Here is a 13,585-nt window from a genome sequence, read left to right as displayed (position 1 = left end):
CACTTTCGGACAGCCCCGCCGATCCAAGCCCCGGAGCGCGATCAGACTACAACATAATACCTATCGTTGACAGACATTGTGCGCCTTGGAATCTCTGATTGCGTGTCACTGACGAAGCATTGCAATAGCGAATGTCACAATCCCACGGTGTTGGTACATGATCTTCCTTTAAATTAAACTACATCGGTCCAAAAGCAGGTTCGCAATTAAAAGGCCACATGCCACCAGTTATCCTATCTAATTCTATATTTGCTCTGTACGTCAGTCTAAGGTGGATATAGACAGAACATCGCCTAAACTGATTATACGTAATGAAACAATTTCCCGCAGACAGGCTCTCTTGTTTTAATGAAAAAAATTCTGGTTACAGGTGGAGCGGGCTTTATTGGCTCCCATATCTGTTTAAAGCTTTTGGAAAAAGGTTACACGCCAGTCGTCTTTGACAACTTGACGAATGGCCATCCTGATGCAGTGCCCGATGAGGCCATTTTTATTCAGGGTGACATTCGCAAAAAAAAGGCACTTGATAGCGTTTTCGCAGCGCATAGTCCGCTTGCCGTCATTCATCTGGCCGGACTGATTGAAGCTGGACAGTCGATGTCGTCCCCGGGCCTGTTTTATGATGTCAATGTAACGGGATCTCAGGTTCTTTTTGCATCCATGCAACAGTATGATTGCAAAAAGATTGTATTCTCGTCGACGGCTGCCGTGTATGGCAATTCAGAGAAATATCTGATCGATGAATCTGAGCCGGTTTGCCCGACTAATCCTTACGGCAGGTCAAAAGCAATCGTTGAGACGATACTTGCCGATTATTGTAAAATCCACGGCTTTCGAGCTCTTGCGCTCAGATATTTCAATGCTGCGGGGGCGGATCCCGCTGGCCGTGCTGGTGAACGTCACGAACCAGAAACCCACCTGATCCCTCTTTGCCTGATGGCCGCGAAAAACAATGGCCGGGCAATGAGTGTATTTGGAACGGACTACCCTACACCGGACGGTACGTGTGTGCGGGACTATGTACATGTTGACGATCTCGCCGACGCCCATATCGCCGCCCTGCAATATGCAATGAAGGCAACCGACCCCGCATTTGAACAAATCAACATCGGCCGTGAAGAAGGCTCTTCTGTTCTCGAAGTCCTAAAGTTATGCGAAAAGATTACAAATTGTCGACTAAAGATAAATTTCAAAGAGCGCCGCGCCGGGGATCCGTACCGTTTGGTCTCCCATAACGAAAAAGCAAAAAACCTGCTAGGTTGGGAACCCAAGTTTACAGACCTTGAAGACATCATTTCTCACGCGTGGAAGTTCATGGAACAGGCAGATAGATGAAACAGAAATTTCTTCCATATGGTCGCCAGTTTATTGATCAGGCCGACATTGACGCCGTCGTCGAAGTCCTGAAGTCTGATTTCCTGACCACAGGGCCTGCTGTGGACCAATTCGAAATGCAACTTGCGCAGCAAACCAATGCAAGATTTGCTGTCGCCTGCAATTCAGGGACTGCGGCATTGCATATGGCGGCTTATGCGCTTGGCTTGAACGCGAATGATGCGGTTATTGTACCGGCAATCACCTTTGTCGCATCCGCCAATGCGATGACATTTACGGGTGCACAGGTCGTCTTCTCGGATTGCGATCCCGATACCGGTTTGATGACCGTTGAACATCTGGAAGATGCAATTGCACGCGCAAAACAATCGGGTCTCGAACCGAAGGCAGTTGTGCCGGTGCAACTTGCCGGACAAACATGCGACATGGAAGCCATCGCGTCGGTCGCAAAACGCGAGAATATGTTTGTGGTCGAAGATGCATGTCATGCGATCGGCACAAACTATGGTGCCGATCTGGAGTTCACGACCGGCGACTGCCGGTGGTCCGACATGACGGCATTTTCATTCCATCCGGTGAAAACAATTGCCATGGGTGAAGGTGGTGCTGTCACCACAAATTCCGAGGCCCTGAAAAACAAGCTGGAACTATTCCGCAATCACGGTATTACGCGTTCGCCTGAAAGCTTCACCGCTGAAACGCTGGGAATGGATCGCTCCGGTAAGTGGGGCAACTGGTATTACGAAATGCCGGAGCCGGGATATAATTACCGTGCATCGGACATTCAATGTGCGCTGGGGAACAGTCAGCTTCTTAAACTTGAACAGTTTGCACAAAAAAGACGCGAACTGCGCGCTGCTTATTTTGAGGCTGAACAGAACTTGCCGAACGGTGTTCGGCTATCCGGACAAACGGCAAACTGCCTGCCATGTCCGCATCTCATGATTGCGCATTTCGACAACGACTTTTTCGGGCAGGGGCGCAATTATGTTATGGACCGCCTTAGGGAAAAAGGCATCGGCACCCAGGTTCATTACATCCCGGTTCATCTTCAGCCCTATTATCGCAAGATCTCGCCGCGGCTGGACTTGCCCGGCGCACAGCAGTTTTACAAAACGTGCCTGTCATTGCCGATCTACGCGTCAATGACACTTGAGGATGTCGATATTGTCATTTCGTCGATCAAAGAAATCGCCAAATAGATGACCAGAAAAGGCCTGATATCAGGCCTTTTTCTTGAAACGTGCCGAATGGGATCGCGAAAACAGGGTTGCAACCAACCCCCGGAAGACAGATTTCGGCAGAAGACGATAAAGAAGCTCCCAGCCAAAATAGAGAGAAAGCGACCGCGTTGACTGGCAGTCGCGCCAAGCTCTCCACAAGGCAACAAGCGCCTTGCCAGAATAGAGGTCGGAATGCTTCTCGCGAATGAACATCCATAGATCAACATGCTTGCGGCGAGAAATGCTTGCCAGCATGGCTGTTGACTGCACGCGATAGTGGAAAAGCGGTTTTTCTATCACGCCCCCCCGATATCCGGCCTTTCCCAACCGGATATTCCACTCCCAATCCTCATAGCCCGAGCGCATCATTTCGTCATAGCCCCCCAGCTCAAGCCAGAGTTTTTTGGGCTGAAGAAGGCAGTAAGGCAGCTGATTGAGAAATAACTGTTCGAAGAAATTATAATGTTTTTTCAACACTCCAGAAGACTCTGCCTCTAACGCAAGCCAGGAAAATGCATAGTCAATGTCATCATTTTCGGAGATCAGCTTCAATCCGACTTCAATGAAGTTGGGTTCCAGCCAGTCATCGCAGTCCAGCGGCAGGACATAGTCCCCCTTTGCTTCGAGGAACCCCCTGTTTCGTGCACCAGGCAATCCGCGATTTTCCTGTCTGACGAGGCGGACATCATCTGACATCTGATCAAGAAACTCGATGGTCTCGGGATCGTTTGAACCATCATCGATCACTATTACCTCGACGGGCTTTACAGTTTGCTCCTTCGCCGAGCGGATTGCCTGCTCGAGAAATGCATGCCCGTTATAACAAGGTATGATGACAGAGACAGTTGGTTGCATGCCTTACTGATCCCCGACCTGCAATGGCTCGCAAACTGACCAAATCTCGCCCCATATCGTGCCCAGACTGTTTATTTTGATGTCCGCATTACGCATCTCTTCCTCGAACTCAGCCACTGTGTGTTCGATATAATGAGTCCGGTCATTAAAATAGGTGATCCCCAATTCCTCTCGAAGCGGAACGTGCCACTCACGCTCGAATGCAGGAACACGTATCAGCAGCTTGGAAGGTGCAAGCACTTCAACAATCCGGCGCAGAAAACGTTGCCGGTCTTCGATATGTTCAAGAACATTCGAAAGCACAACCGTATCGGCCTGAACGTCTGGTAAAACTTGAAATGCGTCACCGAAGATGAATTGCAGGTTTTCTGGGTTGTTTGAAGCCTGTGCCTGACTGAAGCGCGCCCGATCCATTTCCACGCCGATCACCTTACTGCCCGATACACCGGCAGCAATGGATCTTGCAACCGCACCGTTGCCACATCCGATATCGACAACAGTACTGTCAGATGAAATATTCTGTACGAAAAAGTCGTGATAGCGCATCAGGCGATGCTTGGGGTGCTCTCCTCCCTCATAAGCCATTGCCCGCTCAGACAGCAGTCTTTCGAGGTTATCCTTGATCGCGTAGAGGCGCGGCAGAGACTGGGCTGGTGCTCCAACACGTGACTCCAGCATCAACAGGCCAAAAATCAGCCCTCCCCTGATCCGGCTTGGCACCAATCGGTAGATCCAAGAAAGAACAGCTACTAACGACAACACAAGAGAACGCATGCCAGTATCCAAATAAAACCAAACCGAGAAAAATTTCGTTTACAATCTGCTTCCTAGACTTTCGCGGAAACTACCGTTCAATCTGTGCAACATCTTCATTGCGTAGCCGAAATTTGCCTTTTCATTTGTGTGTGCCATATCGGCTACGTACACGTCAATCAGTTGCTAGTACCAGCCGTCCTCGAAATCCGCGTATTCAGCTGCGCAAACAGCATCTTGCGAACGCACATAACGGCAATGTGCCTTCACTTATCGCCCCGATTTCTGCGCAGTTTAACAACCTCTTGCTCAGGTTGCCTCGAACGGGCTAAAAAACCGAACGCTTCAACTTGCAAAATCATCTTTGGCGGGACCCTGTGCCGAATACATTAATTGTCGTTGTAGCGGCACGCATTTCAGACTGGACCACCAAGGGTGAAATACCTCCAAGCTATTTCAATCCTGCGAACGGCTTTGACCGGATCGTTATCCTGAGCCTGGTGTCAGATGCACCTTCCGACGATGTACTTGCTCAGCTCTGTGGCGAGGCAAAAGTGGAATACCATTGCATCCCCCTGCTTCGCTTGGACGGACTGATACGTACACTTTTCATTCCGGGCATGGTCGGAAGGTATATACACGGCAGGTTCAAACCATATTTCTCGCATACTGAAAATCTTGCGGTTCGTGCGTATGGGGATACCTTTGCAGGTATGGTCGCAGCAATTTTGGGACGCCATTTTAAATGTATCAGTGTCGCCAGCATTCACACCACACACGGCCATAGCCCCAGAGGTACAGCAACCACGATCAAACAGCGACTGATCGCTTTGCTTGAAAGTTTGGTACGCAAATACACCCATGCCACCATAGACTTTCTGGCGCCCGTCTATAGCCCGGCCCTGGGAACTATCGCGAAGCGGTACAGCAACAAAGTGCATTTGATCCACAACGCTGTTGCCGTCCAGAAGCAGCATATCAAGACCGACTATGCAGAAGGTCGTTCCCTTGATCTTGTTACAGTCGGCCGATTGATAACCGGAAAGTCGGTGCTGCCAATTCTCCATGCCGTAAAGCAATCGAAATTCACCAGACTGACAATCATCGGTGACGGCCCGGAAAGCCCTCACTTAAAAAGCTGGGTCAAAGACAACGAGATAGCCGATCGGGTCGAAATGATTGCACGCAAGGAAAACAGCGACCTTGTAGATGGCCTGAGAAAGTTCGACGCCTTTGTTGCCTATACCGAGTATCGGGAAGTTCCGAAAACGGTTATCGAGGCAGGCCTGGTTGGTCTTCCGGTTATTCTTAATCGCCAAGCCGGACACACCCCAGCAGAATACGACGCAGTTCCCATTGTTTGGGCTTCGGGCGCGCCTGAAAGCTATCAGGATGCATTCAACAAGCTGCATAACGACGATCAGCTTCGCCGGCAGATCGGACATGAAACACGCCAAAAGTTCCAAGCCCAATTCGACCCCGAACATTGCAACACACAAATGTTTCGCCTGCTAACCAGTCGGGCATACAGTATAAATGCCAAAGGCATACCGCCCGTTATCGAGCAAAGTGAGTAACATGTCTAAAATTGCTGTCATTTTTGGGACGCGCCCGGAGCTGATTAAACTGAGCCCGGTTGTGAATGCATTACGACAGCGTATTGGTGACGATGCAATTTCCACCTATTCGACCGGGCAACACCGTGAATTGCTTGCACAGGCGCAGCTGTGTCTGGACACACCGATTGATGTCAATTTCGATGTCATGACACACGCACAATCGACCAGCGATGTTCTTGCAAAAACAGTGACTTTGCTGGAAGCAGAATTCACCCAAAAGCGCCCAGAACTTGTTGTCGTGCAGGGCGACACGATGACGGCCTTTGCCGGTGCAATGGCGAGTTTTCTAAACAAGATCCCGCTTGTTCACGTCGAAGCAGGCCTCCGAACTCTTGATCAGGAAAATCCGTGGCCCGAGGAAGGTCTGCGGCAAATGATCGCACGTGTGACGACCCTCCATCTGGCGCCAACTCCCGGTGCCCGGGCCAACCTCATGCGTGAGGGAATTCCGAGTGAGAAAATTCATGTTGTCGGAAATCCCGGTATTGATAAGCTGGTCGCCCTGAGAAATGCACCGAAGAGTCCGGCAAAGGAAAAATCCAGCCTGACCAAGGGCAGGACGAAACTTGTCCTTATCACAATGCATCGCCGGGAAGCCTTTGACGGGGGGCTCGATCATTTTTGTGATGAACTTCAAAAGACTTTGCGCATGCATTCGAATTGCATGTTCATCTGGCCGCTTCATCCCAACCCTGCAGTGCGTGACGTTGTCAGAAAGCACTTTTCTGATGATGAAGAGTTCCCGAACCTGTGCCTGACAGAGCCATTTCCGTATGAAGAAATGATATCAGTTCTTCCCCTGGCGGATCTGGTAATCAGCGATTCTGGCGGCATGCAGGAAGAGGCTCCCTATTGCGGGGTCCCGATTATTGTTGTCCGTGACATTACAGAACGCCCCGAAATTATCGAGCTGGGACTTGGACATATCGCAGGATCCCGGGCGCTTGATCTGTCAGAACATGTATCTGGGTTCCTGGATACACCACTTGATCCGAACGCCATCGTCACATGGCAGAAACTTCAAGGACAAGGCCGATCTTCGGTTCAGATCGCAGAGCTACTTGCCAAATTGGTCAGCTAGTTTTTTGCGGTAGCAAGCCAGATACCCGGCAGCGAATATCATAGCGACAAGACAAGAAGCCGAGACGACCTGCGCAATATCACCAAGTGACCCGAAATACCCCAGAATCGTCGACACGAGGAAATAAACCAGTACGCTTGCGATCGCCAACAGAGCGGTTTTCGGACCATTCACAACGGTCCCGGGGAAGCCGTATCGCCGTGCAAGACCAGCACAAACAAGCGCAAAAAGCATCTTCCCGCATAACAAACCCAATGCCACACCAAGAATTCCGTAAAGCGGTGCAAAAAGTACGGCGCCGCCAAAACCGATTAGTGCACATGCCATCGTTGCGACCATAAGCTGCTTTCCGGAAGTCGCGGAAACAACATAATACTCCCAGCCTGTTGCAAGCTGATTAATGATCATCGCCATCCCCAAGACAAGGACAACAAGGACCATATCGAGTGAATGAGCATTAACCAGTAAAGAAATTGCAGGATTTGCAATCACGCAAATCAGCGTCAATGCAGGAAATGCAAGCCAGACAAACACCATGGTTCGGCTCTGCACAATTCGGGCGCACCCCTCGGAATTTCCGCGCGCCCGTTCACGCACAATTTCGGGAAACAGCAGCCACCACAAAGGTGCTCCCAGTGCGGCAATGACGGACAGCAACATCATGGCAGCGGTATAATGGGCAACAGTTTCTGCCCCCAGATACTTCCCGACTACCAGCCGGTCACCAAGGTTCCCTGCCCACTCGGCCAAGCCTGACAGCATAAAGGGAACACCTGAAACCAGGACCCTTAACCCCGGCATTTTCAACTGATCTTTTCGCTCCTTGCGTCCATATAATATGGTCCTGGCAAGAACAAAGCCGTTCACCAGCATCTTTGCAAAAATCAGGACGCCGATCGCCGACCAGATCGAAAGATGTCCGGCAAAGGTAAAGGCGAGCAGCAGGGCAAGGTGCAAAAAAATCGAAACCAGTTGGACCTGTAAAGACTGTTTCACCAGTTTCAGGGCCCTGAAATATTCCTGTATCAGTGCTTCAACAGACGTCATCCATGCAAGTACGGAGACGGCCAAAGCAAGAGATAACGGCGAAACGGGAAAGCCGAGTGAAACAAATCCGGCAATGAAATCTGCAAAAACAAACATTGCCAAAGCAAGCGCCGAGCAGAGCACCGAGATCAGCCCAATCGAAAAAACCAGAACTCCCGGATCGCCGTGACTGTCAACCCGGGAAGCCACCTGGCGGATAACAGTATATCCCAATCCGGCTGATACAATCGGGACGAAGGCAAAGGAAAGACTGAGTATTTGAGTATAACTTCCGAAAACGGCAGCACCCAGAACCCAGGATATCAGTGGCGTCACAACGAACCCGGTACAACGCGCTGCTGCTTCTGCGAGGAACCGCATTCCAAGATCACTTCGAATGAAGTCCAGCGCCTTGCGTCCGAGAATTAAAACCAACTAGCCAGACCTCTTTTTAAGGACGACATAAAAGCGATTGGCGAAAACAGGCAACATGGCACTGCATCGGCCATCAATGTCCGGATACTGTCCCTGCTTGTGAATCAGCCTTCGCAGTGGGGTATGTTTATCGACGAAGGGAATGTACATAAGCTGACTTAGAATTCCCGTCGGTACATTTTCAATGATCTCGCAATCGAGCTTCACTGCCAAGTCGCGAATTGCCGATCCTGAAAGAGGAAAAATCCCCGGGAAGCCCCGTTTCTTGTAAAAACGCTGCCAATATATCCATCCCAAGTTCCAGCGGTTGCCGATATCCAGAATAATTGTTCCGCCGGGCTTTACTATTCTTGCAATTTCGCTGATCGCAACTTCCTGGTCGGGCATGAGCAACAAGGTTGCATAACACCAAGCAGCATCCATTGAACCATCCGCTAGCGGAATAGCCTGCGCCCTCGCCACCACGGGTGCCGGCACTTGACCATTGGTTTTGCCGGTTTCCATGCTACGTGCTTTTAGTTGCCGAAGCATCCCTTCACTAAGATCGACGCAAACGACATCGCAGGCCAGTTTTCCCGCGACATCGCGAGCATGACGTCCGTTGGCCCCGCCAATGTCGGCAACGCGAGCCCCCTTCCGGATATGCCTTTCAAGCAGATTCCATTTCAACCACTGAGGATATTCTTCACCGATCTCGGTTTCGTAACTCTCGGCGCAAGAATCAAAGTGCTTTTGATCATAGCTGCTCACGTTGCCGCCCCGCTTTTCCTCAATGATCTCATAATACCAAGTATACCTTCCAAAACCGGTCGGTATTCAATTGATCCCCGGTAATACGGATAGAGTTCCCCACCAAACGATTTCTTGAAATCGTTAAGCCCCTTTTGCTTCCCCTGCATCGCGCCGGGAAATGCTTCCCCACATTCAAGAAAGTCCAATCCTGCAGCATGAAAGTGGCGAATAGCCTGCCAAATTCCATAGTCATTACCGCAAAGCTGCAAGGCGTCGTCGTCGCTGGCGACAGTCCAGTAAAGTGCACAATTCTTGAAAACCAGAAAATTCTGGATCGAAATCACACGCTTGCCGGCACTGACCACGCACGTTTTGCAAAGTAGTGATTTTGATACGTCTTCAAAAATAGCCTGAAAATAGTCCCTTGGATGAGGAGGCAAGCTGTTTCGCACGCATGTTTTCAAATGGAGGTCGTAATATTGATCCAAGAGGGCCGCAGTCGGCGAAATCATTTCAACGGAAAGTCCGTTGCGTTCTGCCTTTTTAACCTGCTTGCGTGCCCGGTGCTCCAACCCTTGCCAAAGCCCGTCCTCTCCCGCGGCAGGCTGCAACGGCAACATCCAGCTTTGGGTTGATCTGTCCTTTACATCGAAATTGCAAAGCGGGTTTGGTACCGGCCGATCAATCGCCCGGATTTCGGGACTGAGCGGGGCAACTGAAAAGTCGGCACGGCGTATCTTGTGCTTCATTGCGATAGCGTCAAGTTCAGTCAGAATGCATTCCTGAACTTTTCGCATGGATTTTTGCGGCAAGTCCGGGTGTATAGCGGGTCCGCCAGTGCTTTCCAAATGCCCGCCGATCCAGCCCGAAAGCATACGCGGCATCACGATCACCAAAGGAACAAGTGCAACGATACGCCCCTTGTTGGAAACCTCGCTTATATAAAAGCTGGCATCATTCGTCTGCCGCCAGGCAGATCTTGCATCAAGCAACTCGGTCCTGTGCCAAGCCCACGCCTTGGGAAAAGAGTCTGCTGCAGCATTCCATTCAGTTGCGGGGCAATCTGTTCTCGGGCTTGCTTTAAACATCTATCTGTTTCTCTCTGTTGTCGCGGCCCAAGCTGGCAAGCGCACCAAGAACAAAGAAAAAGACCAGATGCAGATAATGAAATCTGGTCACGCTGAGGTCAAATGACTGGGAGATGAAAAGCCCAACCAAAACTGCCGTCAAACAAACAGCGGAAGTGCCACGAGATGGTGACATACGGCCAGTCGAAGATCCGAGCCAAACGAAGTATGCAAAAACAAAGACAAGAAACGCAGTGCCGACCAAACCAACTTCAACCATTGAGTTCAGAATGACAGAATGAATGGCCAAACCGCTTACGTCGGCACCGAAAACCACTTCGGCACCAATCCCGAAACCATGGCCAATCAGCAAACTGCCCTGCACCTGCCTCAGCGCCGCCGCCATGATCTGTCCTCTTTCACCAAGCGACAAGATTTCCTGACCAAAGACCCAGGCCCCGAGATGCTCTTCACCCAAAATTTCAATCCACAGATTGCTGATCGCCACTGGAAGAATGAACACCATCAGAGATATTGCCGCAGCAAACCACTTTTGACCAAGTCTCGCATAAAGCAGGTTATAAACCACCGCTCCAATCAGTAGTATCAGGGCTCCTCTGGATCCCGATAGAATAACCCCAATGACCATAAGCGAAGTAAGATACAGTAAGGTAGTAGGGCGGCCTTCTCGAAGGGAACGGAGCAGAATAAAGCAGATCACGCAAACCAAACCCAATCCGTTCGGGTTGGGGAAGAATCCCGAAAATCGCATTAACTGAACGGCGTGGCCAGCCAGCAAGATTTGCCGCTGTCCAAGAGATTGTGAAAATTCGAGACCGAATAAATAAAGAGAACCATGGTTCAAGCCAGGCTCATATACCAGTATTTCGCAAAGCAGCCCGATGATTGCATAACAAACAGAGACCGCAGCAATCATCGAAAGCCCAAAAACAAACCCCCTGATTATTTTTACCGGCTCTCGACAGGCTGACACCGCAAGATAGATCAGCACGCCCGGAACAAAAGACACAATCAATCTTTTCAGGGAAAGCGCCGGGCTTTCGCCCGCCAGTGACGAAAGCAGCGAAATCGAAAACCATGCCAAGATTAAATATAGCCCTCTGTCCCTAAAACCTTGAACTGCAACGTTCCGGATACCGGAAACGAAAATCAAAACCAGACAAAGAGAAAGCGCGACAAAACCAACCTGTAAATAAGAATGAAATTCGTAGTACGCGTAGTTAATCCTGATCCGTAAAAATGGAAAAACAGAAATTAACGCCAGAAATATTCCGGTGTGAAATTCCAGATCATCTTTGACTTTATCATAGAACAATTTCATTCAAATCAACTCTTCAATCAAAGAGCGGAACTCACCCGCGACATTTCCGGCTTCAAATTCCTGAACGAAATCCATATTGATATCTGAATACACACACTGTTTCGCTGCACACATTTCCAAAGCGCGACGCACGTCGTTGACGTCGGCCGGATCAGCCACGACACCGCCAATCTTACGTGTGATATCGGCGATCAAGCCTTCACGGCATAGCGCAAGAACAGGGCGCTTTGCCCCGATGTAATCAACAATTTTTGACGGCAGATAAAAACTTTTACCTTTTCCGGGTGCATCAACCAGAAGCAAAAGATGTGCTTGCTGCATTTTGTTGAGTGCCTCCAAGTGCGGAATATGCCCCTGATAGATGATGCTTTTCTGTGGATCAGCGGCATAGCGTTCGTCCAAATCGTCGTATGCGCTATGCCATGGGCCATAAAGTTCCAGCCTAAACTTGCGACCCGCTGGAATTTGCATTTGATCAATCGCAGCAAACAGAACATCCGGTGATCTCGTGCCGTAAAACGAGCCAAACAATCTGGCGAGAAGTGTCTCGTCACCGCCCCCCCTCGTTTCAGGTGAGAGTTTGTATATCTCTGTATCAAACGAATGCGGCAGAACGCTGGATTTTGTCTCCAGCTCGGGAAGATCATTGATGAAGTGATTTTTCAGACCGCTTGACGGAAAGACGAGACGGTCAGCAGCTGCAAGAACCTTCTTCTCTTGCCGGTCACTCCAGGCCGAGAAGAAAGTGACATTTTTCTGATGATCGGCCCGCGACCAAGGATCGGAGAAACAAGCCACCCATGGGAGATCGGAAAATTTCGCCTTAATCTTAAGCCCTACGAGATGCGCCGAATGATACTGCGAACGGGTTATCAGGCAATCATAGTTACCTTGTTCAATGAGCCCGGCTGCCGTCTTCAGGACGTGATGATTAAGCAAGGACCAACGGTCAGGACGGAGCGGCAGCCTTGGCATCCGAGTTAACCGTTGCAGGTATTTCGGAACAGAAACACGATAAACCTTGCCGTTTATCCCGTCTGCATAGCGCCCCATCTCGTGATCGAGAATTTCCGAAACATTGCCGTCGGCCAAAGTCACAACATCAACTTCACAGTCTTTGATGTTTTTGAGGAGTTTCGCAGTAACGAATGCCTCCGGACTTGCCGAAGGCGGAAAGCAGTAACCGATAACCAGAACACGCGGCATCCCAGATGAAGCAGCCATATCAGTTACGCGCCAACGAAATCAGCTTTTCGTCATCCAGCCGAAGAGAACGGATCCCGGCAAATCGAGCCAGCAGATCGAGTATATCAAGCTCGTCCGCAATGTCGGCGGGATCAAAATACAAACTCAGTACAAACGGTTCTCCGCGCCCGGCAAGAGCCAGATATTTTGAAAGTTCGGCGACAAGCCGGTCCTTTCCCAACGCATCGGGCGCGGAAAGGAAGCCCCAACTATCAATGAGCTGTGCTGGTTTACCGATACAGCCATTGAGCGGCAGCTCAACAATGCCTTTCTCTGCACGGAAGGCACTTCCATACATCAAGCCAAAAACCGGAATTGTCGAACTGGACACTTCATATCCGAGATCAGCCAATACTTTGTAAAGTCCGCAGAGCTGAGCGGGCTGATTGAACTCGCCAAAATGCGGTGTTCTAAAAACCTTCGGAGCGATACCCGTCAGTCTGGTTAAAGCGGTGTGCCCCAGTTTAATATCTTCTTCCCACTCCTTGTCGGTAACGTCACGATAAGTGAAAGTCGAATATGGCTTGCCGCTTGCCTCATCAATCTCTGCGTGACGTTTATAGCCGTGATTGATAAAAGTTGCCCCCATATCAAGGAGGGCCTTGTAGCTATCCCAGTGTTCTTCAAGCAATTCACCCGGAACTGCGAATGATGCGGCAATTCCATACTTAGACAGAAAGCGCTGAACCCGCAAAGAAGCATCCGCGTCCCTGCCGGTGTCACAATCAAACGAAAGCAGTAACGTAGGCTCACAAAGGCCCGCCCGCTTTGCCCAGGAAAGAAGTCTTTTCTGGTACAAGACCGGCCCCAATCGCCCCAAAACCTTCGCAAACAGATACTCGAAATTGCTGTGCATTGTGGAAACCGAAAAT

The 13,585-nt window shown here is 50.2% G+C and carries 12 protein-coding genes; 4 read left to right on the top strand and 8 right to left on the bottom strand.

The genetic code is table 11. The features are described from left to right. Positions 1–348: 348 nt before the first annotated feature. Together galE and pseC are read left to right on the top strand one after the other, a co-directional pair. Positions 349–1,335 (top strand): UDP-glucose 4-epimerase GalE, encoded by a 987-nt coding sequence (gene galE / locus CU041_RS01940; protein ID WP_101245569.1) that lies wholly within the window; start codon positions 349–351, stop codon positions 1,333–1,335. Continuing rightward, positions 1,332–2,537, top strand: coding sequence for a UDP-4-amino-4,6-dideoxy-N-acetyl-beta-L-altrosamine transaminase (pseC, locus tag CU041_RS01935; protein WP_101245568.1), 1,206 nt, complete (start codon positions 1,332–1,334; stop codon positions 2,535–2,537). The genes galE and pseC overlap by 4 nt, the downstream gene beginning before the upstream one ends. A 21-nt stretch (positions 2,538–2,558) precedes the next feature. Here pseC and CU041_RS01930 read toward each other — a convergent pair whose 3' ends face one another. Beyond that, entirely contained in the window at positions 2,559–3,413 is an 855-nt protein-coding gene (locus CU041_RS01930; RefSeq protein ID WP_101245567.1) for a glycosyltransferase family 2 protein, read from the bottom strand. 3 nt (positions 3,414–3,416) lie between these two features. Continuing rightward, a complete protein-coding gene (locus tag CU041_RS01925; protein WP_101245566.1) occupies positions 3,417–4,187 on the bottom strand; it encodes a class I SAM-dependent methyltransferase in 771 nt (256 codons plus the stop codon). Positions 4,188–4,543: 356 nt separating this feature from the next. Here CU041_RS01925 and CU041_RS01920 point away from each other — a divergent pair, with 356 nt between their 5' ends. Beyond that, positions 4,544–5,743, top strand: a complete 1,200-nt coding sequence (locus CU041_RS01920) for a glycosyltransferase family 4 protein (protein ID WP_101245565.1) — start codon at positions 4,544–4,546, stop codon at positions 5,741–5,743. Position 5,744: 1 nt separating this feature from the next. Then, complete coding sequence (wecB, locus tag CU041_RS01915) at positions 5,745–6,866, top strand: non-hydrolyzing UDP-N-acetylglucosamine 2-epimerase (protein WP_170310082.1); 1,122 nt, start codon at positions 5,745–5,747, stop codon at positions 6,864–6,866. Here wecB and CU041_RS01910 read toward each other — a convergent pair. From CU041_RS01910 to CU041_RS01885, 6 genes are read right to left on the bottom strand one after another with little or no spacing between them, the layout of a single operon-like run. Then, entirely contained in the window at positions 6,843–8,327 is a 1,485-nt protein-coding gene (locus CU041_RS01910; protein WP_170310081.1) for a lipopolysaccharide biosynthesis protein, read from the bottom strand. The genes wecB and CU041_RS01910 overlap by 24 nt on opposite strands. Beyond that, the gene (locus CU041_RS01905) at positions 8,328–9,077 is read right to left on the bottom strand and encodes a class I SAM-dependent methyltransferase (protein ID WP_170310080.1); all 750 of its coding nucleotides are present in this window, start codon (positions 9,075–9,077) and stop codon (positions 8,328–8,330) included. Beyond that, the gene (locus tag CU041_RS01900; RefSeq protein WP_101245561.1) at positions 9,074–10,147 is read right to left on the bottom strand and encodes a lipid II:glycine glycyltransferase FemX; all 1,074 of its coding nucleotides are present in this window, start codon (positions 10,145–10,147) and stop codon (positions 9,074–9,076) included. The genes CU041_RS01905 and CU041_RS01900 overlap by 4 nt, the downstream gene beginning before the upstream one ends. Continuing rightward, positions 10,140–11,468, bottom strand: coding sequence for an O-antigen ligase family protein (locus tag CU041_RS01895; protein ID WP_101245560.1), 1,329 nt, complete (start codon positions 11,466–11,468; stop codon positions 10,140–10,142). Before CU041_RS01895 ends, CU041_RS01900 begins: the two co-directional genes overlap by 8 nt. After that, positions 11,469–12,692, bottom strand: coding sequence for a glycosyltransferase (locus CU041_RS01890; protein ID WP_101245559.1), 1,224 nt, complete (start codon positions 12,690–12,692; stop codon positions 11,469–11,471). A 1-nt stretch (position 12,693) separates the two neighbouring features. Continuing rightward, entirely contained in the window at positions 12,694–13,569 is an 876-nt protein-coding gene (locus tag CU041_RS01885) for a polysaccharide deacetylase family protein (protein WP_101245558.1), read from the bottom strand. Positions 13,570–13,585 lie beyond the last annotated feature (16 nt).

It is taken from the genome of Thalassospira povalilytica (assembly GCF_002844235.1).
Taxonomy (GTDB): Bacteria; Pseudomonadota; Alphaproteobacteria; order Rhodospirillales; family Thalassospiraceae; genus Thalassospira; species Thalassospira povalilytica.
Note: the sequence above shows the minus strand (reverse complement) of the source record. Positions and strands in the feature narration are given on the sequence as shown.

Bases quoted from the DNA above. Each gene is read 5' to 3' on its own strand.
- galE (WP_101245569.1), top strand. From the start codon at position 349: ATGAAAAAAATTCTGGTTACAGGTGGAGCGGGCTTTATTGGCTCCCAT.
- pseC (WP_101245568.1), top strand. From the start codon at position 1,332: ATGAAACAGAAATTTCTTCCATATGGTCGCCAGTTTATTGATCAGGCC.
- CU041_RS01930 (WP_101245567.1), bottom strand. From the start codon at position 3,413: ATGCAACCAACTGTCTCTGTCATCATACCTTGTTATAACGGGCATGCA.
- CU041_RS01925 (WP_101245566.1), bottom strand. From the start codon at position 4,187: ATGCGTTCTCTTGTGTTGTCGTTAGTAGCTGTTCTTTCTTGGATCTAC.
- wecB (WP_170310082.1), top strand. From the start codon at position 5,745: ATGTCTAAAATTGCTGTCATTTTTGGGACGCGCCCGGAGCTGATTAAA.
- CU041_RS01900 (WP_101245561.1), bottom strand. From the start codon at position 10,147: ATGTTTAAAGCAAGCCCGAGAACAGATTGCCCCGCAACTGAATGGAAT.
- CU041_RS01895 (WP_101245560.1), bottom strand. From the start codon at position 11,468: ATGAAATTGTTCTATGATAAAGTCAAAGATGATCTGGAATTTCACACC.
- CU041_RS01890 (WP_101245559.1), bottom strand. From the start codon at position 12,692: ATGGCTGCTTCATCTGGGATGCCGCGTGTTCTGGTTATCGGTTACTGC.
- CU041_RS01885 (WP_101245558.1), bottom strand. From the start codon at position 13,569: ATGCACAGCAATTTCGAGTATCTGTTTGCGAAGGTTTTGGGGCGATTG.